Source organism: Enterobacter sp. 22466 (assembly GCF_052044775.1).
Classification (GTDB): Bacteria; Pseudomonadota; Gammaproteobacteria; order Enterobacterales; family Enterobacteriaceae; genus Enterobacter; species Enterobacter dissolvens.
On the sequence record NZ_JBQENX010000014.1, the window covers coordinates 1 to 25,629 of the forward strand.

The 25,629-nt window shown below is 54.8% G+C and carries 23 protein-coding genes, 2 tRNA genes and 1 rRNA gene; 20 read left to right on the forward strand and 6 right to left on the reverse strand.

Annotation, left to right across the window (positions count from 1 at the left end; all coding sequences use genetic code 11):
• From rrf to ACTJJI_RS24065, 3 genes are all read left to right on the forward strand, one after another.
• A 5S ribosomal RNA gene (gene rrf, locus ACTJJI_RS24055) occupies nt 1-94 on the forward strand; the annotation flags it as partial.
• A 55-nt stretch (nt 95-149) separates the two neighbouring features.
• Nucleotides 150-226, forward strand: a tRNA-Asp gene (locus ACTJJI_RS24060).
• A gap of 52 nt (nt 227-278) precedes the next feature.
• Nucleotides 279-354, forward strand: a tRNA-Trp gene (locus ACTJJI_RS24065).
• 99 nt (nt 355-453) lie between these two features.
• Here ACTJJI_RS24065 and hdfR read toward each other — a convergent pair.
• The gene (gene hdfR, locus ACTJJI_RS24070; protein ID WP_014833736.1) at nt 454-1,275 is read right to left on the reverse strand and encodes an HTH-type transcriptional regulator HdfR; all 822 of its coding nucleotides are present in this window, start codon (nt 1,273-1,275) and stop codon (nt 454-456) included.
• 118 nt (nt 1,276-1,393) lie between these two features.
• Between hdfR and ACTJJI_RS24075 the strand changes: the two genes are divergently transcribed.
• Nucleotides 1,394-1,732 carry a DUF413 domain-containing protein gene (locus ACTJJI_RS24075; RefSeq protein ID WP_013099290.1) on the forward strand — a complete coding sequence of 113 codons (339 nt, stop codon included), beginning with the start codon at nt 1,394-1,396 and terminating at the stop codon, nt 1,730-1,732.
• A gap of 32 nt (nt 1,733-1,764) precedes the next feature.
• Here the strand turns inward: ACTJJI_RS24075 and ACTJJI_RS24080 are convergent, their stop codons facing one another.
• Complete coding sequence (locus tag ACTJJI_RS24080; protein WP_046889404.1) at nt 1,765-3,285, reverse strand: YifB family Mg chelatase-like AAA ATPase; 1,521 nt, start codon at nt 3,283-3,285, stop codon at nt 1,765-1,767.
• A 341-nt stretch (nt 3,286-3,626) separates the two neighbouring features.
• Between ACTJJI_RS24080 and ilvL the strand changes: the two genes are divergently transcribed.
• The 7 genes from ilvL (at nt 3,627) to ilvA (ending at nt 10,177) form a co-directional block, all read left to right on the forward strand.
• Complete coding sequence (ilvL, locus tag ACTJJI_RS24085; RefSeq protein ID WP_001311244.1) at nt 3,627-3,725, forward strand: ilv operon leader peptide; 99 nt, start codon at nt 3,627-3,629, stop codon at nt 3,723-3,725.
• 86 nt (nt 3,726-3,811) lie between these two features.
• Nucleotides 3,812-3,862 (forward strand): peptide IlvX, encoded by a 51-nt coding sequence (ilvX, locus tag ACTJJI_RS24090; protein WP_102046757.1) that lies wholly within the window; start codon nt 3,812-3,814, stop codon nt 3,860-3,862.
• Between the two features lie 2 nt (nt 3,863-3,864).
• A complete protein-coding gene (gene ilvG, locus ACTJJI_RS24095; RefSeq protein WP_257256440.1) occupies nt 3,865-5,511 on the forward strand; it encodes an acetolactate synthase 2 catalytic subunit in 1,647 nt (548 codons plus the stop codon).
• Nucleotides 5,508-5,771 carry an acetolactate synthase 2 small subunit gene (gene ilvM / locus ACTJJI_RS24100; protein ID WP_003860184.1) on the forward strand — a complete coding sequence of 88 codons (264 nt, stop codon included), beginning with the start codon at nt 5,508-5,510 and terminating at the stop codon, nt 5,769-5,771. Before ilvG ends, ilvM begins: the two co-directional genes overlap by 4 nt.
• An 18-nt stretch (nt 5,772-5,789) precedes the next feature.
• Nucleotides 5,790-6,719 carry a branched-chain-amino-acid transaminase gene (gene ilvE, locus ACTJJI_RS24105; protein WP_013099287.1) on the forward strand — a complete coding sequence of 310 codons (930 nt, stop codon included), beginning with the start codon at nt 5,790-5,792 and terminating at the stop codon, nt 6,717-6,719.
• Nucleotides 6,720-6,779: 60 nt separating this feature from the next.
• Nucleotides 6,780-8,630 carry a dihydroxy-acid dehydratase gene (ilvD, locus tag ACTJJI_RS24110; RefSeq protein ID WP_063411899.1) on the forward strand — a complete coding sequence of 617 codons (1,851 nt, stop codon included), beginning with the start codon at nt 6,780-6,782 and terminating at the stop codon, nt 8,628-8,630.
• 2 nt (nt 8,631-8,632) lie between these two features.
• Complete coding sequence (gene ilvA / locus ACTJJI_RS24115) at nt 8,633-10,177, forward strand: threonine ammonia-lyase, biosynthetic (RefSeq protein WP_014833732.1); 1,545 nt, start codon at nt 8,633-8,635, stop codon at nt 10,175-10,177.
• 45 nt (nt 10,178-10,222) lie between these two features.
• Here ilvA and ilvY read toward each other — a convergent pair whose 3' ends face one another.
• Complete coding sequence (ilvY, locus tag ACTJJI_RS24120) at nt 10,223-11,113, reverse strand: HTH-type transcriptional activator IlvY (RefSeq protein WP_046889426.1); 891 nt, start codon at nt 11,111-11,113, stop codon at nt 10,223-10,225.
• Nucleotides 11,114-11,265: 152 nt separating this feature from the next.
• Here ilvY and ilvC point away from each other — a divergent pair, with 152 nt between their 5' ends.
• A complete protein-coding gene (gene ilvC, locus ACTJJI_RS24125; protein ID WP_008501571.1) occupies nt 11,266-12,741 on the forward strand; it encodes a ketol-acid reductoisomerase in 1,476 nt (491 codons plus the stop codon).
• 85 nt (nt 12,742-12,826) lie between these two features.
• Here ilvC and ppiC read toward each other — a convergent pair whose 3' ends face one another.
• Nucleotides 12,827-13,108, reverse strand: a complete 282-nt coding sequence (gene ppiC / locus ACTJJI_RS24130; protein ID WP_008501570.1) for a peptidylprolyl isomerase PpiC — start codon at nt 13,106-13,108, stop codon at nt 12,827-12,829.
• An 85-nt stretch (nt 13,109-13,193) separates the two neighbouring features.
• On the opposite strand from ppiC, the gene rep reads away from it, so the two are divergent.
• Nucleotides 13,194-15,218 (forward strand): DNA helicase Rep, encoded by a 2,025-nt coding sequence (gene rep / locus ACTJJI_RS24135; protein WP_013099281.1) that lies wholly within the window; start codon nt 13,194-13,196, stop codon nt 15,216-15,218.
• 51 nt (nt 15,219-15,269) lie between these two features.
• On the opposite strand, the gene gppA is transcribed toward rep, so the two are convergent.
• Nucleotides 15,270-16,754: a guanosine-5'-triphosphate,3'-diphosphate diphosphatase gene (gene gppA / locus ACTJJI_RS24140; protein WP_014833728.1), complete on the reverse strand. Its 1,485-nt coding sequence runs from the start codon at nt 16,752-16,754 to the stop codon at nt 15,270-15,272.
• Between the two features lie 6 nt (nt 16,755-16,760).
• Nucleotides 16,761-18,026, reverse strand: a complete 1,266-nt coding sequence (gene rhlB, locus ACTJJI_RS24145; RefSeq protein WP_014833727.1) for an ATP-dependent RNA helicase RhlB — start codon at nt 18,024-18,026, stop codon at nt 16,761-16,763.
• A 144-nt stretch (nt 18,027-18,170) separates the two neighbouring features.
• Between rhlB and trxA the strand changes: the two genes are divergently transcribed.
• The 7 genes from trxA to rffC all read left to right on the forward strand — a co-directional run bounded on the left by trxA (nt 18,171) and on the right by rffC (nt 25,626).
• Complete coding sequence (gene trxA, locus ACTJJI_RS24150; RefSeq protein WP_004386384.1) at nt 18,171-18,500, forward strand: thioredoxin TrxA; 330 nt, start codon at nt 18,171-18,173, stop codon at nt 18,498-18,500.
• A gap of 340 nt (nt 18,501-18,840) precedes the next feature.
• A complete protein-coding gene (gene rho, locus ACTJJI_RS24155; RefSeq protein ID WP_001054528.1) occupies nt 18,841-20,100 on the forward strand; it encodes a transcription termination factor Rho in 1,260 nt (419 codons plus the stop codon).
• A gap of 242 nt (nt 20,101-20,342) precedes the next feature.
• The gene (gene wecA / locus ACTJJI_RS24160; RefSeq protein WP_014833726.1) at nt 20,343-21,446 is read left to right on the forward strand and encodes a UDP-N-acetylglucosamine--undecaprenyl-phosphate N-acetylglucosaminephosphotransferase; all 1,104 of its coding nucleotides are present in this window, start codon (nt 20,343-20,345) and stop codon (nt 21,444-21,446) included.
• Between the two features lie 13 nt (nt 21,447-21,459).
• Nucleotides 21,460-22,506: an ECA polysaccharide chain length modulation protein gene (gene wzzE, locus ACTJJI_RS24165; RefSeq protein ID WP_014833725.1), complete on the forward strand. Its 1,047-nt coding sequence runs from the start codon at nt 21,460-21,462 to the stop codon at nt 22,504-22,506.
• Nucleotides 22,507-22,562: 56 nt separating this feature from the next.
• A complete protein-coding gene (gene wecB, locus ACTJJI_RS24170) occupies nt 22,563-23,693 on the forward strand; it encodes a non-hydrolyzing UDP-N-acetylglucosamine 2-epimerase (protein ID WP_014833724.1) in 1,131 nt (376 codons plus the stop codon).
• Complete coding sequence (gene wecC, locus ACTJJI_RS24175; RefSeq protein WP_046889405.1) at nt 23,690-24,952, forward strand: UDP-N-acetyl-D-mannosamine dehydrogenase; 1,263 nt, start codon at nt 23,690-23,692, stop codon at nt 24,950-24,952. The genes wecB and wecC overlap by 4 nt, the downstream gene beginning before the upstream one ends.
• Complete coding sequence (gene rffC / locus ACTJJI_RS24180) at nt 24,949-25,626, forward strand: dTDP-4-amino-4,6-dideoxy-D-galactose acyltransferase (RefSeq protein ID WP_440655835.1); 678 nt, start codon at nt 24,949-24,951, stop codon at nt 25,624-25,626. The genes wecC and rffC overlap by 4 nt, the downstream gene beginning before the upstream one ends.
• The last annotated feature ends 3 nt before the right edge of the window (nt 25,627-25,629 follow it).

Consider the following 25,629-nt stretch of genomic DNA (forward strand, 5'->3'; position numbering starts at 1 on the left):
TCCCACCTGACCCCATGCCGAACTCAGAAGTGAAACGCCGTAGCGCCGATGGTAGTGTGGGGTCTCCCCATGTGAGAGTAGGGAACTGCCAGGCATCAAATTAAGTAGTAAGCCGGTGCGTTAATCCGGTGGTTACAGCAGTCTTCGGTGGAGCGGTAGTTCAGTCGGTTAGAATACCTGCCTGTCACGCAGGGGGTCGCGGGTTCGAGTCCCGTCCGTTCCGCCACTTATAAAGACATTAAGCCTGCCTCGCGGCAGGCTTAATGGTAAAAAACTTTAGGGGCGTAGCTCAGTTGGTAGAGCACCGGTCTCCAAAACCGGGTGTCGCGAGTTCGAGTCTCTCCGCCCCTGCCATATATAATCCTTTGCTTCGGCAAAGGATTTTTTTTACCTGAAAAACGGTAAAAAATACCCCTTCTGAATATGCTGCCTGCATCCCTGCAGGCTTATGCATCAATCGATGATATTGATTTTTAGCAGATCTTTTATCTGTGTTTGCTTGTCACTGTTTTGCAGCCAAATCGCATACAGCGGTCTGGAAAGCGTGGTGGAATCCAGCACGGTATGGAGTCCGGATTGACTATCTGCCCAGCGTACAGGTAACCAGGTGCAACCCTTCAGTAATGCGAGTTGTTGACAGGCGATCTCCGCTGAACTGGTCGTGAGTTGTGGCACATCATCAGGCGCGATCAACCCAGCCTCATGTTGTTGAAAATCCGGCCCCCACTCAAGACGTAAATAACTCAGGTCTGCCTTCATCATCGAAGGGGCAGAAGCATAGAGTGCCAGGCTGAACTGTCCAACAATCTGGCTGCTAAATTCGTCCATCTTGGGAGCTTCAGTCGTGATCAGAAGATCCAGCTGACGTTCGTGGAGTTGCTTAACAAGCGACTGACGTTGCGCAATTCTGGCTTCGAATTGCAAATGGCTGTGCGAATGATATAGCCGGGTAAGCCATTGACTGAGCATGCATTCCCACAATGATGCGCTGGCGCCAATAGAAAACTCATTGTGCCTGGACGTATGAGACACCTCTTTGCGGGCCGCCTGCCAGGTATTCATCAACGTTTCTGCATAGGGAAGCAGTTTCTCGCCGGCTGGCGTCAAACGGATGTTGTTACGGTGGCGGGTAAAAAGATTCACACCTAATTGATTTTCCAGCTGTCGAATACGAAAACTGACTGCTGACTGCGTCAGATAAAGGGCTTCAGCTGCTCGCCCGAAGTGGCGAGTCCTGCTCACTTCAAGGAAAGTTTTTAGCAATTCCGTATCCACATCTTTCTCCACAAAATTATTTGTCGTTATGATTTAAATGTTTTGTTTTACACTCTGTCAAGCGTAACTAATACTCCGCGCCATAAATAGCTCGGCCAAAGAATTAGGAGCGTGTAGGATGGCGGAAAGCTTTACGACGACTAATCGTTTTTTCGACAATAAAAATTATCCACGCGGGTTCTCTCGTCACGGCGATTTCACCATCAAAGAGGCGCAATTGCTTGAGCGTCATGGTTATGCCTTTAACGAGCTGGATCTGGGTAAACGTGAGCCTGCGACTGAAGACGAAAAACAGTTCGTTGCTGTTTGTCGCGGTGAGCGTGAGCCGCAGTCTGAAGCGGAACGTGTATGGATCAAGTACATGGCACGCATCAAGCGTCCAAAGCGTTTCCATACGCTGTCTGGCGGTAAGCCGCAGATGGAAGGTGCGGAAGACTACACCGAGTCTGACGACTAAGTTGATGAGAAAAGGAGCTTCGGCTCCTTTTTTTATGCCAGTAATTTTTGCAGGTGCAGCAACAACCGATCAATGGCGCGATAGCTCAGCGCTTCCTGCAGATGGTGTCTTTCAATCTCTGGGTCTCCTTCCACATCGGCAATGGTGCGAGCCACTTTCAGTAGGCGCTGCCATGCACGGATCGAGAGCCCAAATCGCGTCAATGTCTCCTCAAGCCAGCAGGCATCCTCAGCCTTAAGATGGCAAAACTGCCGAATCTCAGCATTGTCCAGACGGGCATTTAGCTTACGTTGACGTGCGTACTGTCGTGCCTGTGAGGCGATGACCCGCTTGCGTACTTCAGCTGTGCTTTCACCACGCACAGTCGTCTGGCTAAGCAAACCGGGAGGAGGTAAGGGGATCTCCAGGGATAAATCAAAACGATCGAGGAAAGGGCCTGACAGCTTTCCCAGATAGCGCAGCGTTTGCTCAGGCGTGCAGCGATTATGATTCCCCTGATAATGGCCTGATGGGCTGGGATTCATGGCGGCAACCAGCTGGAATTGTGCCGGGTAGCTTATTTTAGCGCGCGTGCGGGAGATATGGATTTCTCCCGATTCGATGGGTTCCCGCAGCGCATCCAGAACGCGGCGTTCAAACTCAGGCAGCTCATCGAGGAACAGGATGCCATTGTGTGCCAGCGAGATCTCTCCCGGCCCCGGAATGGAGCCACCGCCGACCATGGCCGTCAGGGAGGCACTATGATGTGGAGAGCGAAAAGGCCGACGTCGCCACTGTTTGTGCAACGAGGCAGAACTCACCAGGCTGTATATCGCAGCGCTTTCAAGTGCCTCATGATTATTGAGTGGCGGCAATAACCCGTTCAGCCTGCTCGCCAGCATGGTTTTCCCCGTTCCCGGCGGCCCTATCAGCAACAGGTTATGTCCCCCGGCAGCGGTGATCTCCAGCGCCCGCTTCCCCTGCACCTGCCCGATAATATCGCTGAGGTCATCCGGACTTTCTGGCAGAATATCTTCCGTTTCTTCCGGTTCAGACAGCTCATGTCGGCCTTCAAGGTATGCGCAGACCTCCTGCAAATGCCCCGCGACCAGGCAACCTTTCTCCGCAATCAGGCTCACTTCTGAGGCATTTTCATTGGCTACAATAATTTGTCGACCGGCATGAATGGCTTCCAGCGCACCAGAGATGGCGCCAGGAACGCCTCTTAACGCGCCTGTAAGCGCCAGTTCGCCAATGAACTCGTACGAGCCTAGCCTCGCTGTGTTGAGCTGCTCAGAGGCTGCGAGAAGCGCAATAGCGATAGGTAAATCGTATCGTCCGCCCTCTTTGGGCAGATCTGCGGGAGCAAGATTGATCGTGATCTTCTTTGCAGGGAAGGTATAACCGCTATTGATAATTGCGCTGCGTACCCGATCCCTGGCTTCTTTGACCGTGGTTTCTGGCAAGCCGACAAGTGTTAGCCCAGGGAGCCCATTACTCAGATGAACCTCCACAGAAATAAGCGGTGCCTTTACTCCGATAGCCGCGCGCGTATAAACAACTGACAGTGACATAAGCACCTCCTCAGTGAGTCACTATGTCAGTATTGATTTTGCCTGTTGAGCGTCATTTGGCTTATTTACGACGCTCATTCCTGCTTTTTAGCGACATACTGTAACTATTTCACTCATTCGGAAGCCATCTCGCAAAGAGAAGGACGGAACGCTGCAGAGCGCTAAAACACGCCAAAAAAATGAAAAATATTCACTATCTAATTTCCTTATATAAAACAACGGTTTTCAGGAATATGATTTGCCTGCTAATCAAATCCGTCATAAATAAATCTTGTGTTTGGTTTAATAACTGTGATAACTCTTTAGGCATTCCTTCGAACAAGATGCAAAAAGAACTGAAAATGACAGCCCTTCTACGAGTGATTAGCCTGGTCGTGATTAGCGTGGTGGTGATTATTATCCCACCGTGCGGGGCTGCACTTGGACGAGGAAAGGCTTAGAAATCAAGCCTTAACGAACTAAGACCCCCGCACCGAAAGGTCCGGGGGTTTTTTTATGACTAAAAAACTTAAACGAGGAGCAGAGAATGACAAATAGCACAAAATTCTGTTTCTCCCGATTTATGACGGGGAACTAACTATGAATGGGGCACAGTGGGTAGTACATGCGTTGCGCGCACAGGGAGTCGAAACGGTCTTCGGTTATCCGGGAGGCGCAATTATGCCGATTTACGATGCACTGTATGACGGCGGCGTGGAACACCTGTTGTGCCGACACGAGCAGGGCGCAGCCATGGCGGCCATTGGCTATGCACGTGCCACCGGTAAAACGGGTGTCTGCATGGCAACGTCTGGACCGGGCGCCACAAACCTGATTACCGGTCTGGCTGATGCACTGCTCGACTCTGTTCCCGTTGTCGCAATTACTGGCCAGGTGGCTTCGCCGTTCATCGGTACCGATGCCTTCCAGGAAGTCGATGTGCTCGGCTTGTCGCTGGCCTGCACCAAACACAGTTTCCTCGTGCAGTCCCTCGAAGAACTGCCGGGCGTGATGGCGGAAGCGTTCCGTATTGCCAGCTCTGGCCGTCCTGGCCCGGTTCTGGTGGATATCCCGAAAGACATCCAGGTCGCAGTCGGCGAACTGGAACCGCACTTCTCCACCGTGGAGAGCGACGATGCGTACCCGCATGCGGAAGTCGAAGAAGCGCGTCGGATGCTGGCGCAGGCAACCCAGCCGATGCTGTATGTCGGCGGCGGCGTCGGCATGGCACAGGCGGTTCCGGCCCTGCGCGAGTTTATCGCAGTGACGCAAATGCCAGCCACCTGCACGCTGAAAGGGTTGGGGGCCGTCGATGCTGACTACCCATACTACCTGGGCATGCTGGGGATGCACGGTACCAAAGCGGCAAACCTGGCGGTGCAGGAGTGTGATTTGCTGATTGCCGTCGGTGCCCGTTTTGACGATCGCGTGACCGGCAAGCTGAATACCTTCGCGCCAAACGCCAAAGTTATCCATATGGATATCGACCCGGCGGAGATGAACAAACTGCGTCAGGCGCATGTTGCGCTGCAGGGCGATCTCAACACGCTGCTGCCGGCGTTACAGCAACCTTTGAATATCCGCGAGTGGCGCCAGCACACGGCTGAAATGCGTGCCGGGCACGCCTGGCGTTACGACCATCCGGGTGAGGCCATCTATGCGCCGCTGCTGTTGAAGCAGTTGTCTGACCGTAAACCGGCAGACAGCGTAGTGACGACCGATGTCGGCCAGCACCAGATGTGGTCTGCGCAGCACATGACCTACACCCGCCCGGAAAACTTCATCACCTCCAGCGGATTAGGCACGATGGGCTTCGGCCTGCCTGCCGCGGTGGGTGCTCAGGTTGCGCGCCCGAACGATACGGTCATCTGTATCTCCGGTGACGGCTCCTTCATGATGAACGTTCAGGAGTTGGGCACCGTTAAGCGTAAACAATTGCCGCTGAAGATCGTGTTGCTCGATAACCAGCGTTTAGGGATGGTGCGCCAGTGGCAGCAGCTGTTCTTCGAGGAGCGCTACAGCGAGACCACCCTGACTGACAACCCCGATTTCCTCACTCTGGCCAGCGCCTTTGGCATCCCTGGACAGCACATCACCCGTAAAGACCAGGTTGAAGCGGCACTCGACACCATGCTGTCAAGCGAAGGGCCTTACCTGCTTCATGTCTCAATCGACGAGCTTGAGAACGTCTGGCCGTTGGTACCGCCAGGTGCCAGTAACTCACAAATGCTGGAGAAATTATCATGATGCAACATCAGGTCGCCGTTCAGGCTCGCTTCAATCCAGAAACATTAGAGCGCGTTTTGCGCGTGGTCCGTCATCGTGGCTTTCAGATTTGCTCTATGAATATGGAGACGGCCACTGACGCCCAAAACATCAGTATCGAATTAACCGTTGCCAGTCCGCGCCCGGTCGACTTACTGTTTAGTCAGTTATCAAAGCTGGTAGATGTTGCCCATGTAGCCATCTGTCAGAGCACAACCACATCACAACAAATCCGCGCCTGAGCGTGACAGGAAGAGAAAATGACGACAAAAAAAGCTGATTACATTTGGTTCAATGGTGAGATGGTTCGTTGGGAGGACGCGAAGGTCCACGTGATGTCCCATGCGCTGCACTACGGTACGTCTGTGTTTGAAGGCATCCGTTGCTACGACTCTCACAAAGGGCCAGTGGTGTTCCGTCATCGTGAACACATGCAGCGTTTGCATGACTCAGCCAAAATTTATCGTTTCCCGGTTTCTCAAAGTGTTGATGAACTGATGGAAGCCTGCCGCGAGGTGATTCGTAAGAACAACCTCACCAGCGCTTATATTCGACCGCTGGTGTTCGTGGGTGATGTGGGGATGGGCGTTAACCCGCCAGCCGGTTATACCACTGACGTGATCATTGCTGCGTTCCCGTGGGGGGCGTACCTGGGTGCAGAAGCGCTGGAGCAGGGGATCGACGCAATGGTCTCGTCCTGGAACCGCGTGGCGCCTAACACCATCCCAACTGCGGCCAAGGCGGGCGGGAATTACCTCTCCTCACTGCTGGTTGGCAGCGAAGCGCGCCGCCACGGCTACCAGGAAGGCATCGCACTGGATGTGAACGGTTATATCTCTGAAGGCGCAGGTGAAAACCTGTTTGAAGTGAAAGATGGCATCCTGTTCACCCCACCGTTTACCTCTTCAGCCCTGCCGGGAATTACCCGTGACGCCATCATTAAGCTGGCGAAAGATCTGGGTATCGAAGTGCGTGAGCAGGTTCTGTCCCGTGAATCCCTGTATCTGGCCGATGAAGTCTTTATGTCCGGTACTGCGGCTGAGATCACGCCGGTTCGCAGCGTAGATGGTATCCAGGTGGGGGCAGGCCGCTGTGGTCCGGTCACCAAACGTATTCAGCAAGCCTTCTTCGGCCTCTTCACCGGTGAAACAGAAGACAAATACGGCTGGTTGGATCAGGTTAATCAATAAGCATAAATATGGGGCGGCACGCACCGTCCCATTTAATAGTCAGACGGGAGTAAATAAAGCATGCCTAAGTATCGTTCCGCCACCACCACTCATGGCCGTAATATGGCCGGTGCCCGCGCACTGTGGCGCGCCACCGGGATGACCGACGCTGATTTCGGTAAACCGATTATCGCCGTGGTGAACTCCTTCACCCAGTTTGTGCCGGGCCATGTGCACCTGCGCGATCTCGGTAAACTGGTTGCCGGGCAAATTGAAGCTGCGGGCGGTGTGGCGAAAGAATTCAACACCATTGCGGTGGATGACGGTATCGCAATGGGGCACGGGGGCATGCTCTATTCACTGCCGTCGCGCGAGCTGATTGCCGACTCGGTGGAATACATGGTTAACGCTCACTGTGCGGATGCCATGGTCTGTATCTCCAACTGCGACAAAATCACCCCGGGGATGCTGATGGCCTCCCTGCGTCTGAACATTCCGGTGATCTTCGTTTCCGGTGGCCCGATGGAAGCGGGTAAAACCAAGCTTTCTGACAAAATCATCAAGCTCGACCTCGTCGATGCGATGATTCAGGGGGCGGATCCGAAAGTGTCTGATGAGCAGAGTAACCAGGTGGAACGCTCCGCGTGCCCAACCTGCGGCTCCTGTTCCGGGATGTTCACCGCCAACTCCATGAACTGCCTGACCGAGGCGCTGGGCCTCTCTCAGCCGGGCAACGGCTCGCTGCTGGCGACGCACGCTGACCGTAAAGCGTTGTTCCTCAACGCCGGTAAGCGCATTGTTGAACTGACCAAACGTTACTACGAGCAGGACGATGCCAGCGCGCTGCCGCGCAACATCGCCAGTAAGGCGGCGTTCGAAAACGCCATGACGCTGGATATCGCCATGGGCGGTTCTACCAATACCGTGCTGCACCTGCTGGCCGCCGCGCAGGAAGCCGAAATCGACTTCACCATGAGTGACATCGATAAGCTGTCCCGCAAAGTGCCACAGCTGTGTAAAGTCGCGCCAAGTACCCAGAAATATCACATGGAAGACGTCCACCGCGCGGGTGGCGTCATCGGTATTCTCGGCGAGCTGGATCGCGCCGGATTGCTGAACCGCGATGTGAAGAACGTTCTCGGTCTGACGTTGCCGCAGACGCTGGATAAATATGACGTGATGCTGACCCAGGACGAGGCAGTGAAAAATATGTTCCGTGCGGGTCCCGCCGGTATTCGTACCACGCAGGCCTTCTCGCAGGATTGTCGCTGGGACACCCTGGATGATGACCGTGCCGAAGGGTGCATCCGTTCGCTGGAGCATGCCTACAGCAAAGACGGCGGTCTGGCTGTGCTGTACGGCAACTTTGCGGAAAACGGCTGTATCGTAAAAACCGCAGGCGTGGATGACAGCATCCTCAAATTTACCGGCCCGGCCAAAGTGTACGAGAGCCAGGACGAGGCGGTAGACGCCATCCTGGGCGGCAAAGTCGTGGAAGGCGACGTGGTGGTCATCCGTTACGAAGGGCCAAAAGGCGGGCCGGGCATGCAGGAGATGCTCTACCCAACCACCTTCCTGAAATCGATGGGCCTTGGTAAAGCGTGTGCGTTGATCACCGACGGACGTTTCTCCGGCGGTACGTCCGGCCTCTCCATCGGCCACGTATCACCGGAAGCGGCGAGCGGCGGCAATATCGCGATCATCGAAGACGGTGACCTGATTGAAATCGACATTCCGAATCGCGGGATCCAGCTCAAGCTGAGCGATCAGGAGATCGCGGCTCGTCGTGAAGCACAGGAAGCGCGCGGCGATAAAGCCTGGACGCCGAAGGACCGCCAGCGTGAAGTCTCCTTCGCCCTTCGCGCTTACGCGAGCCTGGCGACCAGTGCAGACAAAGGCGCGGTACGCGATAAATCGAAACTTGGGGGCTAATGATGGCCGAGTCACAACCCTTATCCGCCGCCCCAGAGGGGGCGGAATATCTCCGGGCAGTACTACGCGCGCCGGTCTATGAAGCGGTGCAGGTCACCCCGCTGCAGAAAATGGAAAAACTCTCTTCGCGCCTCGACAACGTGATTCTGGTGAAGCGCGAAGACCGTCAGCCGGTGCACAGCTTCAAGCTGCGCGGTGCCTACGCGATGATGGCCGGGTTGACCGACGAGCAAAAAGCACGCGGCGTGATTACCGCGTCGGCGGGCAACCACGCGCAGGGTGTGGCGTTCTCGTCTGCCCGTTTGGGGTTGAAAGCGTTGATCGTGATGCCGGTTGCCACGGCAGATATCAAAGTGGATGCGGTGCGTGGCTTCGGTGGCGAAGTGCTGCTCCACGGCGCTAACTTTGACGAAGCAAAAGCCAAAGCGATCGAGCTGGCGCAGCAGCAGGGCTTCACCTGGGTACCGCCGTTCGATCATCCGATGGTGATTGCAGGACAAGGTACCCTGGCGCTGGAACTGCTGCAGCAGGATGCCCATCTTGACCGTGTATTCGTTCCGGTGGGCGGTGGTGGTTTAGCCGCAGGCGTGGCGGTGCTGATCAAACAGCTGATGCCGCAGATTAAAGTGATTGCCGTGGAAGCGGAAGATTCAGCCTGCCTGAAGGCCGCACTGGATGCGGGTCATCCGGTCGATCTTCCGCGCGTTGGGCTGTTTGCCGAAGGCGTGGCGGTGAAACGTATTGGCGACGAAACCTTCCGCCTGTGCCAGGAGTATCTTGATGACATCGTCACCGTCGACAGCGACGCCATCTGCGCGGCGATGAAAGATCTCTTTGAGGATGTGCGTGCGGTGGCGGAACCGTCCGGCGCGCTGGCATTGGCTGGAATGAAAAAATACATCGCCCAGCACAACATCCGCGGCGAGCGCCTGGCGCACGTGCTCTCGGGTGCTAACGTCAACTTCCACGGTCTGCGTTATGTTTCTGAACGCTGCGAGCTGGGCGAGCAGCGTGAGGCCCTGCTGGCGGTGACCATTCCGGAAGAGAAGGGTAGCTTCCTGAAGTTCTGTCAGCTGCTTGGTGGCCGTTCGGTAACGGAGTTCAACTACCGTTTTGCCGATGCGAAAGACGCCTGCATTTTTGTCGGCGTGCGTTTAAGCCGCGGTCTGGAAGAGCGCAAAGAGATCCTCAACCTGCTGCATGAAGGCGGCTACAGCGTGGTCGATCTCTCTGACGATGAGATGGCGAAACTGCACGTGCGTTATATGGTCGGCGGTCGTCCGTCGAAGCCGCTTAAGGAACGTCTCTACAGCTTTGAGTTCCCGGAATCACCGGGCGCGTTGCTGAAGTTCCTGCATACGCTGGGCACGCACTGGAACATCTCGCTATTCCACTACCGCAGCCATGGCACCGATTACGGTCGCGTGCTGGCAGCGTTTGAGCTGGCTGAGCACGAGCCGGATTTCGAAACGCGCCTGAACGAACTGGGCTATGAGTGCCACGACGAAACCCACAACCCGGCGTTCCGCTTCTTCCTGGCGGGCTAAGGGGAGGTCTGCGTGTAGGTCGGGTAAGCGTAGCGCCACCCGACTTTAATGGTTCGGCAATATCTTCCAGAACGCATCAATAAGCGGCTCATGCAGCCGCTTTTTTTGTGCGCACACGCCAAGCTCGAACGGCGTCTTCTCGTCGCTGCGCTCCAGAATCATCACGCGATTGCGCACCGGTTCCGGGCTGTTTTCCAGCACCACTTCCGGCAGCAGCGCCACGCCGCAGCCAAGCGCCACCATCGAGACCATCGCCTCATGTCCACCCACCGTCGCGTAAATCGACGGATTACTGATTTTCTGACGACGGAACCAGAGTTCGATACGGCGTCGCACCGGCCCCTGATCGGCCATGATAAACGGTACCGTTGACCAGTCCGGCTTTTCCACCGACACCTGATTACGCACCGGGCAGGGTAGCGCCGGGGCGATCAGCACCACCGCCAGGTTCTCCAGCATAGAGAACGCCACCGCGCCCGGCAGGGTTTCCGGTTTCCCGGCAATGGCCAGATCCGCTTCACCGGTCACCACTTTTTCCATTGCGTCGGCGGCATCGCCGGTAGTGAGCTTAATTTCAACCGAAGGATGCTCCGCGCGGAAGCGGTCAAGGATGGGGGGAAGATGGCTATAGGCGGCCGTTACAGAACAGAAAATATGCAGCTCGCCGGACAAAGACGGCCCTTTCTGATCGATGGTATGTCGTAGCTGCTGGTACTGTAGCAACGTCTGTTGAGCAAAGACTCGTAGTTCTTCGCCCGCTTCCGTGAGGGTAACGGTGCGATTATCCCGCACAAACAGCGGCTGGCCGAGGTCCTCTTCAAGGCGCTGGATCTGGCGTGAAAGCGTGGATGGGCTGACGTGCATGGCCCGGGCGCTACGGCCAAAATGGCGACTTTCTGCCAGATGCAAAAACATTTTCAGATCGCGTAAATCCACGGATTTCACTCCCCCTTTTTACATTGCAGATATTGCAACGTGATGTTGTGAATATATCAATTTCCGCAATACATTTCCTGCTGTAATGTGGGTACATTCTCGCTGAAACGCGAACCGAACAATAAGACACACAACATCACGAGGTATCACCCATGGCTAACTACTTTAATACACTGAACTTGCGCCAGCAGCTGGCGCAGCTGGGCAAATGCCGCTTCATGGCGCGCGATGAATTTGCCGATGGCGCGAGCTACCTTCAGGGTAAAAAAGTGGTCATCGTCGGCTGTGGCGCGCAGGGCCTGAACCAGGGCCTGAACATGCGTGACTCCGGTCTGGATATCTCTTACGCCCTGCGTAAAGAAGCGATTGCTGAAAAACGCGCTTCCTGGCGTAAAGCGACCGAAAACGGTTTCAAAGTGGGTACCTACGAAGAGCTGATCCCGCAGGCGGATCTGGTTGTTAACCTGACGCCAGACAAACAGCACTCTGACGTTGTGCGCTCCGTGCAGCCGCTGATGAAAGACGGCGCGGCGCTGGGTTACTCCCACGGCTTCAACATCGTTGAAGTGGGCGAGCAGATCCGTAAAGACATCACCGTAGTGATGGTGGCACCGAAGTGTCCGGGTACGGAAGTGCGTGAAGAGTACAAGCGTGGCTTCGGCGTGCCGACCCTGATCGCCGTTCACCCGGAAAACGATCCGAAAGGCGAAGGCATGGCGATTGCCAAAGCATGGGCAGCGGCGACCGGCGGTCACCGTGCGGGCGTTCTGGAATCTTCCTTCGTAGCTGAAGTGAAATCTGACCTGATGGGCGAGCAGACCATTCTTTGCGGCATGCTGCAGGCCGGTTCACTGCTGTGCTTCGATAAGCTGGTGGAAGAGGGTACCGACCCGGCATACGCAGAAAAACTGATTCAGTTCGGCTGGGAAACCATCACCGAAGCGCTGAAGCAGGGCGGCATCACCCTGATGATGGATCGTCTGTCCAACCCGGCGAAGCTGCGTGCTTACGCGCTGTCTGAACAGCTGAAAACCATCATGGCGCCACTGTTCCAGAAACATATGGACGACATTATCTCCGGCGAATTCTCTTCCGGCATGATGGCGGACTGGGCGAATGACGATAAAAAACTGCTGACCTGGCGTGAAGAAACCGGTAAGACCGCGTTCGAAACTGCGCCACAGTATGAAGGTAAAATCGGCGAGCAAGAGTACTTCGATAAAGGCGTACTGATGATCGCGATGGTGAAAGCAGGTGTTGAGCTGGCGTTCGAAACCATGGTGGATTCCGGCATCATCGAAGAGTCTGCGTACTACGAATCACTGCACGAGCTGCCGCTGATCGCGAACACCATCGCCCGTAAGCGTCTGTACGAAATGAACGTGGTTATCTCTGATACCGCGGAGTACGGCAACTACCTGTTCTCTTATGCGTGCGTACCGCTGCTGAAAGAGTTCATGACCACCCTGCAACCGGGCGATCTGGGCAAAGCCATTGCGGAAGGTGCGGTAGATAACGCGCAACTGCGCGATGTGAACGAAGCGATTCGCAGCCACCAGATCGAGAAAGTAGGTCATAAACTGCGTGGCTACATGACTGATATGAAACGTATCGCGGTAGCGGGTTAACAACCTTGTCGGGTGGCGCTTCGCTTACCCGACCTACAAAACGCTAAGACGTAGGCCGGGTAAGGCGCAGCCGCTACCCGGCTTTTTATTTGCGATATAGGACCTTGATCACGTGATAGCCGAACTGCGTATGCAGTGGGCCAGTCGGCTCCAGTACCGGGCAGGAGAAGACCACTTTGTCGAACGCCGGAACCATCTGACCCTGACGGAATTCACCTAAGTCACCGCCGCGTTTGCCTGACGGGCAAATGGAGTGCTTCTTCGCCAGCTTGCCGAAGTCGGCGCCGTTTTTGATCTGCTCCAGAAGATCCAGAGCAAGTTTCTCTTCTTTAACAAGGATATGCAGTGCTGCTGCTGTTTTTGCCATGATCGTGCCTTGAGTGGTATGGATTAGGCTCGCTATACTACCACGCTGTTATTCTCCCCTCCTGACTTTCATTGAGTGATCATTTATGCGTTTAAACCCCGGACAACAACAAGCTGTCGAATTTGTCACCGGACCGTGTCTGGTGCTGGCGGGGGCTGGCTCCGGTAAAACCCGAGTGATCACGAATAAAATTGCCCACCTGATCCGCGGCTGTGGGTATCAGGCCCGGCACATTGCGGCGGTGACCTTTACCAATAAAGCGGCGCGCGAGATGAAAGAGCGTGTCGGCCAGACGCTGGGGCGTAAAGAGGCGCGAGGCCTGATGATCTCCACGTTCCACACGCTGGGGCTGGATATCATCAAACGTGAATACGCGGCGCTGGGGATGAAATCCAACTTCTCGCTCTTCGACGACACCGATCAGGTGGCATTGCTTAAAGAGCTTACCGAGGGGCTGATCGAAGATGACAAAGTGCTGTTGCAGCAGCTGATCTCGACGATCTCCAACTGGAAAAACGATCTGATGACCCCCGCTCAGGCGGCGGCGAGCGCCAAAGGTGAGCGGGATCGGATCTTCGCTCACTGCTACGGTCTGTACGATGCACATATGAAAGCGTGTAACGTGCTGGATTTTGACGATCTGATCCTGCTGCCCACGCTGCTGTTGCAGCGTAATGAAGAGGTGCGTGAGCGCTGGCAGAATAAGATCCGCTACCTGCTGGTGGATGAATACCAGGACACCAACACCAGTCAGTATGAGCTGGTGAAGCTGCTGGTGGGACAGCGCGCGCGTTTCACCGTGGTAGGCGATGATGACCAGTCAATCTACTCCTGGCGCGGTGCGCGCCCACAAAACCTGGTGCTGCTGAGCAAAGATTTTCCGGCGCTGCAGGTGATCAAGCTGGAACAGAACTACCGCTCATCCGGGCGCATCCTGAAAGCGGCAAATATCCTGATTGCCAATAACCCGCACGTCTTCGAAAAACGCCTTTTCTCCGAACTTGGCTATGGCACGGAGCTCAAAGTGCTCAGCGCCAATAATGAAGAGCATGAAGCGGAGCGCGTGACGGGCGAGCTGATTGCTCACCACTTCGTCAATAAAACGGAATATAAAGATTACGCGATACTCTATCGCGGCAACCACCAGTCACGCGTCTTTGAAAAGATGCTGATGCAGAACCGCATCCCGTACAAAATTTCGGGTGGAACTTCGTTCTTCTCGCGGCCTGAAATCAAAGATCTGCTGGCCTATTTGCGCGTGCTGACTAACCCGGATGATGACAGCGCATTTTTGCGTATCGTGAACACGCCGAAACGTGAAATCGGCCCGGCGACGCTGCAAAAGCTCGGTGAATGGGCGATGACGCGCAACAAAAGCCTGTTTACCGCCAGCTTCGATATGGGGCTGAGCCAGACGTTAACCGGGCGCGGTTATGATTCGTTAACCCGCTTTACCCACTGGCTTGGCGAAGTCCAGCGCCTGGCGGAGCGCGAACCGGTTGCCGCCGTTCGCGATTTGATCCACGGCATCGACTACGAGTCCTGGCTGTATGAAACCTCTGCCAGCCCGAAGGCGGCGGAGATGCGCATGAAAAACGTTAACCAGCTGTTCAGCTGGATGACGGAAATGTTGGAAGGTTCTGAAATCGACGAGCCGATGACCCTGACTCAGGTCGTCACCCGCTTTACGCTGCGCGACATGATGGAGCGCGGTGAGAGCGAAGAGGAGGCCGATCAGGTGCAGCTGATGACGCTGCATGCGTCAAAAGGGCTGGAATTCCCGTATGTCTATCTGGTCGGCATGGAAGAGGGCTTACTGCCGCACCAGAGCAGCATTGATGAAGATAACGTCGATGAAGAGCGTCGTCTGGCCTATGTGGGGATCACCCGTGCGCAGAAAGAGCTGACGTTCACGCTGTGCAAAGAGCGCAGACAGTACGGTGAGCTGGTGCGCCCGGAACCGAGCCGTTTCTTGCTGGAACTGCCGCAGGACGATCTGATCTGGGAACAGGAGCGCAAAGTCATTACCGCAGAAGAACGGATGCACAAAGGCCAGGCTAACGTCGCGAACATTCGCGCGATGCTGGCAAAAGCCAAAGAGAAGGGATAAGAATGTGCTGGCCGGGTATGGCGAAGCCGCCACCCGGCAGTGTACAGCGTGTTATTTCACTTCAAGCGCCCAGTGCACATAGCTCTGCCACTGGCACTCCTGCTCAATCATCTCTGCCCCAAGCGGGTGATTATCAATCCAGTGTTCCGGCAGCGTCAGCGACAGTCTTTCGTCATCCGCCACCAGACGAATGTTGGGCAGCAAATCATCGCGACGTCGGCTGGCAAACAGAATTGCCAGACGCAGCAGGCGACACAGATGCTCGGCCACGCGCGGCGGCACAGCGTTTTGCTGATGTAACGAGGAGAGGTCAACGGCGTTGGTCTGGTTCAGCAGTAACGTTGCCAGAAGTTTCTTTTGTGCCGGCGTGTAACCCGGCAGATCGAGATTTCGCACCAGCCAGGCTGCGTGCAGCGGCGCCTGCTTATACTCGACGCTCAGACCAATTTCATGCAGCGCACAGGCACTTAGCAACAAATCGCGGCTTAAGGGTTCAATATCCCAGCTGTTCTTGACCTGATCGGCAAACAAAGAGGCCAGTTGTCCCACCCGTTGCGCTTGATCGGTATCGACAATAAAGCGGCGCTGTACGTTACGCAGAGTGCGGGTACGAATATCCTGATCAACTGAAAGATGCAGCATTCCGTAGACCAGACCTTCACGCAGCGCGCCGCCAGCCAGCGTCATACACTGGATGTTCAGTTCGGTAAAAATGGCGATCAAAATGGCCAGGCCACTCGGGAAGACCAGCGCGCGTTCCAGCGTCAGGCCCTCTATCTCCAGCTCTTCCAGACGACCACACTGAATCGCGCGCTGTTTCAGCTGCTGGAGCTTGGTCAGCGTGATCCGCTCGTCCATCCCCTGGGCCATCATGATTTCCTGCAACGCCTGCACGGTACCTGAAGCACCTACGCAGACTTTCCAGCCGTGATAGCGCAGTTCGTCCATCACCGGACGTAACACCTCGCGGGCGGCATTTTCCGCTTCATCGAAGTTCTCTTTGCCCAGATTTCGGTCAGCAAAGTAGCGCTCAAGCCAGGTCACACAGCCCATCGACAGGCTGAACAGCGAAGTCGCCTGCGCACCCGTGCCGGTGACGAGCTCGGTGCTGGCACCCCCGATATCGACAACCAGACGGCGATCGTCGCCCCCCGTCGTGTGCGCAACCCCCTGATAGATCAGACGCGCTTCTTCTTCACCGCTGATAACCTGAACCGGGCACCCGAGAATTTCCTGCGCTTTGGCAATAAAATCCACGGCATTTACTGCCAGGCGCAGCGTCGCGGTGGCGACAACGGTAATTTGCGAATGGGGGATATCCTGCAGGCGTTCGGCAAAAAGACGCAGGCATTGCCAGCCACGTTCCATGGCTTCGGGAGAGAGATAATTATCGCTGCTCAGGCCCGCCGCGAGGCGGACCTTGCGCTTAATGCGCGTCAGCGTTTGTATGCTTCCCGCCACCTCGCGCACAACCAGCATATGAAAACTATTCGAACCGAGATCAATTGCCGCATAAAGCGAGGTGGAGCTGAGCATATTTTCTTAACCTGAACGACGACGATTACGCGGTGCGCCAGAACGACGCGGGCCATTACCGGAGCGGGCGCGGGTAAGGCGCTTAGGCGGCGGCAGTTCGCTTAACAGCGCATCCGGATTGTATTTACTCTGTGGAATAGAGTGACCAATGTAGGTCTCAATCGCCGGAAGATTCAGCGCGTATTCTTCACACGCAAGGCTAATAGAGTGACCGCTTGCGCCCGCACGACCAGTACGACCAATGCGGTGTACGTAATCTTCGCAGTCATCCGGCAGGTCATAGTTGAAGACGTGCGTGACGGCGGGAATGTGCAGACCACGTGCTGCCACGTCAGTTGCGACCAGAATATCAAGATCGCCACGGGTAAATTCGTCGAGAATACGCAGGCGTTTTTTCTGTGCGACATCGCCGGTCAGCAGACCCACACGGTGACCATCCGCAGCCAGATGGCCCCAGATATCTTCACAGCGGTGTTTCGTGTTCGCGAAGATAATGGCGCGATCTGGCCACTCTTCTTCGATCAGCGTCTGCAGCAGGCGCATTTTCTCTTCATTGGAGGGATAGAAGAGCTCTTCTTTAATGCGGTGACCTGTTTTCTGCTCCGGTTCCACTTCCACATATTCGGCGTTGTTCATCTGCTCGAACGCCAGCTCGCGTACGCGATAAGAAAGGGTCGCGGAAAACAGCATGTTCAGACGCTGATTTGCCGGCGGCATGCGACGGAACAGCCAGCGGATGTCTTTAATGAAGCCCAGATCGTACATGCGGTCGGCTTCATCCAGCACCACAACCTGGATTGCGCCAAGGTTAATGTGGTTCTGTTTTGCATAGTCGATAAGACGGCCAGTGGTTCCGATCAGGATATCCACGCCGCTTTCCAGCACTTTCAGCTGCTTATCGTAGCCATCGCCGCCGTAAGCCAGGCCGATCTTCAGGCCAGTCGCCTGCGTCAGGGGTTCAGCGTCTGCGTGGATCTGTACCGCCAGTTCTCGCGTCGGAGCCATGATAAGCGCGCGCGGCTGGTTAACTTTGCGGTCTGCAATCGCTGGATGAGAAAGTAAATAATGAAACGTTGACGTTAAGAACGCCATCGTTTTGCCAGTACCGGTTTGCGCCTGCCCTGCTACGTCACGACCGGCCAGCGTCAGCGGCAGGGCGAGAGCCTGAATGGGCGTGCAGTTATGAAACCCTTTGTTTTCAAGGGCTTCAATCACTTTTGGGTGCAGGGCGAAGTCGGAAAACTTCTGTTCTGTTAAATGTGTTTTGCTCATAGCGTGGTAGAATATCAGCTTACTATTGCTTTACGAAAGCGTATCCGGTGAAATAAAGTCAACCTTTAGTTGGTTAATGCGACATCAACACGTCGTTGATGAAGGCGAAACCAACGCACCAGGCTTATTCCTGTGGAGTTATATATGAGCGATAAAATTATTCACCTGACTGACGACAGTTTTGACACGGACGTACTTAAGGCTGACGGGCTGACCCTCGTCGATTTCTGGGCTGAATGGTGTGGTCCTTGCAAAATGATCGCCCCGATTCTGGATGAGATCGCTGACGAATATCAGGGCAAACTGACCGTTGCCAAGCTGAACATCGACCAGAACCCGGGCACCGCGCCAAAATACGGCATCCGTGGCATCCCGACCCTGCTGCTGTTCAAAAATGGCGAAGTGGCGGCGACCAAAGTGGGCGCACTGTCCAAAGGTCAACTGAAAGAGTTCCTCGACGCTAACCTGGCGTAAGGTTTCTCCGCTGCGCGTCCAGAGTCCTAAATGATCTGCAACTCTGGACGCCCGGCTTAAGTCGTGCTAAGTTAGCTATGACTTCGTTTTAAACATATCTTGTTGTTTGAATCTTGTTTTACCCGAAACTTCCCGTTGTTAACATAAACAGTGCGTGAAGTGGCTAAATTCCGGGCTTGTCACTCAATCCGTCTTGTCGTTTCAGATCTGCGTTCTTTCCCTGTGACCAGACAGCGAACAGACATGAGTTGATGGCCGCTAAACAGGCATGGATGACCCTGCCATACCATTCACAACATTAAGTTCGAGAATCACCCCGAGTTTAAGAACCCACACCATTATGAATCTTACCGAATTAAAGAATACGCCGGTTTCTGAGCTGATCACTCTCGGCGAAAATATGGGACTGGAAAACCAGGCTCGTATGCGCAAGCAGGACATCATTTTCGCCATCCTGAAGCAGCACGCTAAGAGTGGCGAAGATATCTTTGGCGACGGTGTGCTGGAGATATTGCAAGACGGATTTGGTTTCCTCCGCTCTGCAGACAGCTCCTACCTCGCCGGCCCTGACGACATCTACGTATCCCCCAGCCAAATCCGCCGTTTCAACCTCCGCACTGGTGACACCATTTCAGGTAAGATTCGTCCTCCAAAAGAGGGTGAACGCTACTTTGCGCTGTTGAAAGTTAACGAAGTTAACTACGACAAACCGGAAAACTCGCGTAATAAGATCCTCTTTGAGAACTTAACGCCTCTGCACGCGAACTCTCGTCTGCGTATGGAGCGTGGTAACGGTTCTACCGAAGACTTAACCGCACGCGTTCTGGATCTGGCTTCGCCAATTGGTCGTGGTCAACGTGGTCTGATTGTGGCACCGCCAAAAGCGGGTAAAACCATGCTGCTGCAGAATATCGCGCAGAGCATTGCCTACAACCATCCTGACTGTGTGCTGATGGTACTGCTGATTGACGAGCGTCCGGAAGAAGTGACCGAGATGCAGCGTCTGGTGAAGGGTGAAGTTGTGGCTTCTACCTTTGACGAGCCGGCATCCCGTCACGTTCAGGTTGCGGAAATGGTGATCGAGAAGGCGAAACGCCTGGTTGAGCACAAGAAAGACGTTATCATTCTGCTCGACTCCATCACCCGTCTGGCGCGTGCCTACAACACCGTGGTCCCGGCTTCCGGTAAAGTACTGACCGGTGGTGTGGATGCTAACGCCCTGCATCGTCCTAAGCGCTTCTTCGGTGCTGCACGTAATGTGGAAGAGGGCGGTAGCCTGACCATCATCGCGACGGCGCTGATCGATACCGGCTCCAAAATGGACGAAGTTATCTACGAAGAGTTTAAAGGGACAGGCAACATGGAACTGCACCTCTCTCGTAAGATTGCGGAAAAACGTGTCTTCCCGGCTATCGACTACAACCGCTCCGGTACCCGTAAGGAAGAGCTGCTCACCACTCAGGAAGAGCTGCAGAAAATGTGGATCCTGCGCAAAATCATCCATCCGATGGGTGAAATCGACGCAATGGAGTTCCTCATTAACAAACTGGCGATGACCAAAACCAACGACGATTTCTTCGACATGATGAAGCGCTCGTAACGCAAATAAAGCCAGTGAACGCCACGTTTTTACGTGGCGTTTTTCTTTTATGGACTATACGCTATTACCACACACTCCCAATTTTGACCGGTCGGTGCGACAATAGGACCGTTTGTACAGTCAAAGAAATAATTGATTGAAAAATATACAAAGGGAGTTGTAAGAAGCCACCTTTAATACTTCTGAGGCGGAGGCTTCATGGTTATACTTCCGGGACTAACATTTGTTGAGAGCAATCCATTGTGAATCTACTCACCGCCGTTACTGAGCTGATCAGTATTTTTTTATTCACAACCTGTTTTTTGTTCATTGCGCGTAAGGTGGCAAAAAGAATAGGGTTGGTGGATAAACCTAATTTTCGTAAACGTCATCAGGGACTTATTCCTCTGGTGGGAGGGATTTCTGTTTACGCTGGCATTTGTTTCACGTTTGGCATTGCGGATTATTATATTCCACACGCCGCCCTCTATCTTGCCTGTGCGGGTGTCCTGGTTCTCGTTGGGGCACTGGATGACCGATTCGATATCGCGGTGAAGATCCGCGCCACCGTCCAGGCGGCGATTGGCGTGATTATGATGGTCGTTGGCGGACTTTACCTGAGAAGCCTCGGTTATGTGTTTGGCCCCTGGGAGTTAGTCCTGGGTCCATTTGGCTTCTTCCTGACGCTGTTTGCTGTCTGGGCTGCGATTAACGCTTTCAACATGGTGGACGGTATTGACGGTCTGCTCGGCGGGTTGTCTTCGGTTTCCTTTGCCGCTATCGGCATCATTCTCTGGTTTGATGGTCAGTACAGTTTGTCAATGTGGTGCTTCGCCATGATTGCCGCCATCCTGCCTTATATTCTCCTGAACCTCGGTGCGCTGGGGCGTCGCTATAAAGTCTTTATGGGTGATGCGGGCAGTACACTCATTGGTTTTACGGTTATCTGGATTTTGCTGGAAACCACGCAGGGTAAAACTCATCCGATTAGCCCTGTGACGGCCTTGTGGATCATTGCCATCCCATTAATGGATATGGTGGCGATTATGTATCGCCGTCTGCGTAAAGGAATGAGTCCTTTCTCTCCCGACCGTCAGCATATTCATCATCTCATCATGCGCGCGGGCTTTACCTCTCGTCAGGCGTTTGTCCTGATTACCCTTGCCGCTGCTATTCTGGCCGCGATTGGCGTCGCTGCAGAATATGCGCATTTCATTCCAGAATGGGTAATGTTGGTATTATTCTTGCTAGCGTTTTTCCTGTACGGCTACTGCATCAAGCGCGCATGGAAAGTGGCGCGATTCATTAAACGTCTTAAACGCAGGATGCGTCGTAACAATGACAAAAACACAACATTAACTAAGTAAAACCGGGACTATGATGACTCAACCGTTGGCGGGAGCGAAATCAGTGGTAACTGAGAATGAACTGGATATTCGGGGTTTGTTTCGCGTGTTATGGGCAGGCAAACTTTGGATTGCGGGGATCGCGCTGGGGTTCGCACTGTTAGCGCTGGCCTACACCTTCTTTGCAAAACAAGAGTGGAGCGCCACGGCAATTACAGACAGACCAACGGTTAACATGCTTGGCGGGTTTTATTCCCAGCAGCAGTTCCTGCGTAACCTGGATATCAAGGCGAATCTGGCGACTCCCGATCAGGTTTCCGTCATGGATGAGGCGTATAAAGAGTTTGTGATGCAACTGGCCTCCTGGGACACGCGTCGTGATTTCTGGAGCCAGACGGACTATTACAAGCAACGCATGGTGGGCAACAGTAAAGCGGATGCTGCGTTTTTGGATGACCTGATAAACAACATTCAGTTTATGCCGGGAGATGCGCTGCGTAACGTTAATGATAGCGTCAAACTGATAGCGGAAACGGCACCGGATGCCAATAATCTGTTGCGTCAGTATGTGGCTTTTGCCAGCCAGCGTGCTGCAAGCCACCTCAATGAAGAGCTTAAAGGCGCCTGGGCGGCCCGTACCATCCAGATGAAAGCCCAGGTAAAACGTCAGGAAGAGGTGGCACAAGCCATTTTCTCCCGCCGCGTACACAATATTGAGCAGGCGCTGAAAATTGCAGAGCAGCACAATATTTCCCGCAGCGAAACGGATGTCCCGGCGGATGAACTGCCTGATTCTGAAATGTTCCTGCTTGGTCGTCCCATGCTGCAGGCACGTCTGGAAAACCTTCAGGCCGTTGGCCCTGATTTTGACCTCGACTACGATCAAAACCGCGCCATGCTCAACACCCTGAATGTCGGTCCAACGCTGGACCCGCGTTTTCAGACCTATCGTTATTTGCGAACGCCTGAAGAACCTGTAAAACGCGATAGTCCGCGTCGTGCATTCCTGATGATCATGTGGGGGATTGTAGGCGCACTGACGGGCGCTGGCGTGGCGTTAATACGTCGTCGCACAAATTAAGAACGCCGTCTACGATGAAGGCTACGGCCTTCATCGCCTAATCGAAGAGAATCGATGTGAAAGTACTTACCGTATTTGGCACCAGGCCGGAGGCCATCAAGATGGCCCCTCTGGTGCATGCGCTGGCCAGCGATCCTGATATTGAAGCGAAAGTGTGCGTGACTGCGCAACACCGGGAGATGCTTGATCAGGTCTTAACGCTCTTTTCCATCGTCCCGGATTACGACCTCAATATTATGAAGCCGGGGCAGGGATTAACGGAGATAACCTGCCGTATTCTGCAAGAGCTTAAGCCCATTCTGGAATCCTTTAAGCCTGATGTCGTGCTGGTGCATGGCGACACCACCACCACCGTGGCAACCAGTCTGGCGGCGTTTTATCAACGTATTCCTGTCGGGCACGTTGAAGCGGGCCTGCGTACCGGCAACCTTTACTCGCCATGGCCGGAAGAAGCTAACCGTACGCTCACCGGGCATCTGGCGATGTACCACTTTGCACCCACCGAAAATTCGCGCCAGAACCTGCTGCGTGAAAATATCGCTGACAAAAAAATCTTTGTGACAGGCAATACGGTTATCGATGCCCTGATTTGGGTACGTGACCGCGTACTGTCAAATGACGATCTCCAGCGTGAACTCGCTGCGCGCTATCCGTTTTTGAACAACGGTAAAAAAACCATTCTGGTCACCGGCCACCGTCGTGAGAGCTTTGGCCGGGGTTTCGAGCAAATCTGTCATGCGCTGGCTGAAATCGCTGCGCAAAATGAAGACGTGCAGATTGTCTATCCGGTGCATCTCAACCCTAACGTCAGCGAGCCGGTCAACCGCATACTGGGGCATGTTGAAAATGTCCTTCTTATTGAGCCGCAGGATTACATGCCCTTTGTCTGGCTGATGAATCATGCCTGGCTGATCCTCACCGATTCAGGTGGTATTCAGGAAGAGGCGCCTTCCCTTGGCAAGCCGGTGCTGGTGATGCGTGAAACCACCGAGCGTCCGGAAGCGGTAAAAGCGGGTACGGTGCGTCTGGTCGGCACGGATAAGCAGCGCATCGTCGATGAAGTGACGCGTCTGTTGCACGACGAAGAAGCGTATCAGGCGATGAGCCGGGCCCATAACCCGTACGGTGATGGGCTGGCTTGTGGCCGTATTTTGCATGCACTTAAACACAATCGGGTATCGCTATGAGTTTTACTACCATCTCTGTCATTGGTCTTGGCTACATTGGCTTGCCTACTGCGGCAGCATTTGCCTCTCGTCAAAAACAGGTTGTAGGCGTGGACATCAATGCGCGCGCGGTGGAAACCATTAACCGTGGCGAAATCCATATTGTGGAGCCCGATCTCGACCGCGTGGTCAAAGAGGCCGTTGATGGGGGATTCCTGCGCGCCAGTACCACGCCGGTTGAAGCCGATGCTTATCTCATCGCTGTGCCGACGCCATTCAAAGGCGACCATGAGCCCGACATGGTCTACGTCGAGGCCGCTGCGAAATCTATTGCACCTGTGCTGAAGAAAGGGGCGCTGGTGATCCTGGAGTCCACGTCTCCGGTTGGTGCAACCGAGCAGATGGCACAATGGCTGGCAGAAGCCCGGCCTGATTTAAGCTTCCCGCAGCAGGCGGGAGAACAGGCCGATATCAATATCGCCTACTGTCCGGAGCGCGTGCTGCCGGGACAGGTCATGGTCGAACTGATTAAAAACGACCGCGTGATTGGCGGTATGACGCCTGTTTGTTCCGCTCGCGCCAGCGCGCTGTACAAGATTTTCCTCGAAGGCGAATGCGTGGTGACCAACTCCCGTACCGCCGAAATGTGCAAACTGACCGAAAACAGTTTCCGCGACGTGAACATCGCTTTTGCCAATGAACTGTCGCTGATCTGCGCCGATCAGGGGATTAACGTCTGGGAGTTAATCAGCCTGGCGAATCGCCATCCGCGCGTTAACATTCTGCAGCCAGGCCCTGGCGTGGGCGGTCACTGTATCGCCGTCGACCCATGGTTTATCGTGGCGCAAAATCCGGATCAGGCTCGTCTGATCCGCACCGCGCGTGAAGTCAACGACAGCAAGCCACACTGGGTCCTGAACCAGGTTAAAACCACGGTAGCAGATTGTCTGTCTGAGAGCGGCAAACGGGCCAGCGAATTGAAAATTGCCTGCTTTGGCCTGGCGTTCAAACCCAACATCGACGATCTGCGCGAAAGCCCGGCAATGGAAATTGCTGAGATGATTGCCCAATGGCACACGGGCGAAACGCTGGTGGTCGAGCCGAATATTCATGAACTGCCGGCAAAACTGGCGGGGCACTGCACGCTTACCGCGCTGGATGACGCGCTGACCACGGCGGACGTACTGGTGCTGCTGGTGGATCATAAAGAGTTTAAAGCGACTCCCGCTCATGCCGTTCAGCAGCGTTACGTTGTTGATACCAAAGGTGTCTGGCGTTGAACAACCTGAACGGGACGCTTGAGTCCCTTGAGTGGGAGAGCCAGTTTTTTGGCCTGCCTTCAGCCATTCTGCGCCTGCGCGAAACGGCACCGGCACTGACTGACGCCGACTTTCGCGTCTGGCAGCGGGTACAGGCGAAGATCCCGGCGGAGCGTGCTGATCTGCTGGATGCGCTTCAGCAACGCGGATTTCAGCTGGTGGAAGGTGAAGTTGATCTTGCCATTACGCTAACCCGGCATGAGGCGCCAGGCGCGGAGATCGCAACTGAGCAGGATATCCCCGTACTGCGCGAAATGGCGGCGCAGGCGTTTGCCCGCAGCCGCTTTCGTGCCCCCTGGTATGCTCCTGAAGACAGCGGACGTTTCTATGCCCAGTGGATTGAAAATGCGGTAAAGGGGACGTTTGATCATCTTTGTCTGGTGTTCCGCGCGGCGGACGGCCCGATCCAGGGCTTTGTTTCGCTTCGCAAGCTCAACGAGCGCGAGGCGCGTATCGGCTTATTAGCCGGGCGGGGCATGGGCGAGAAACTCATGCAGGCGGCGCTACACTGCGCGCAGCAGCAACAGGTCTCGACGCTGCGGGTGGCGACCCAGATGGGCAACACCGCTGCGCTTAAACGTTATATTGCGAGTGGTGCCAACATCGACGCCACCGCCTACTGGTTATACAGGTGACAA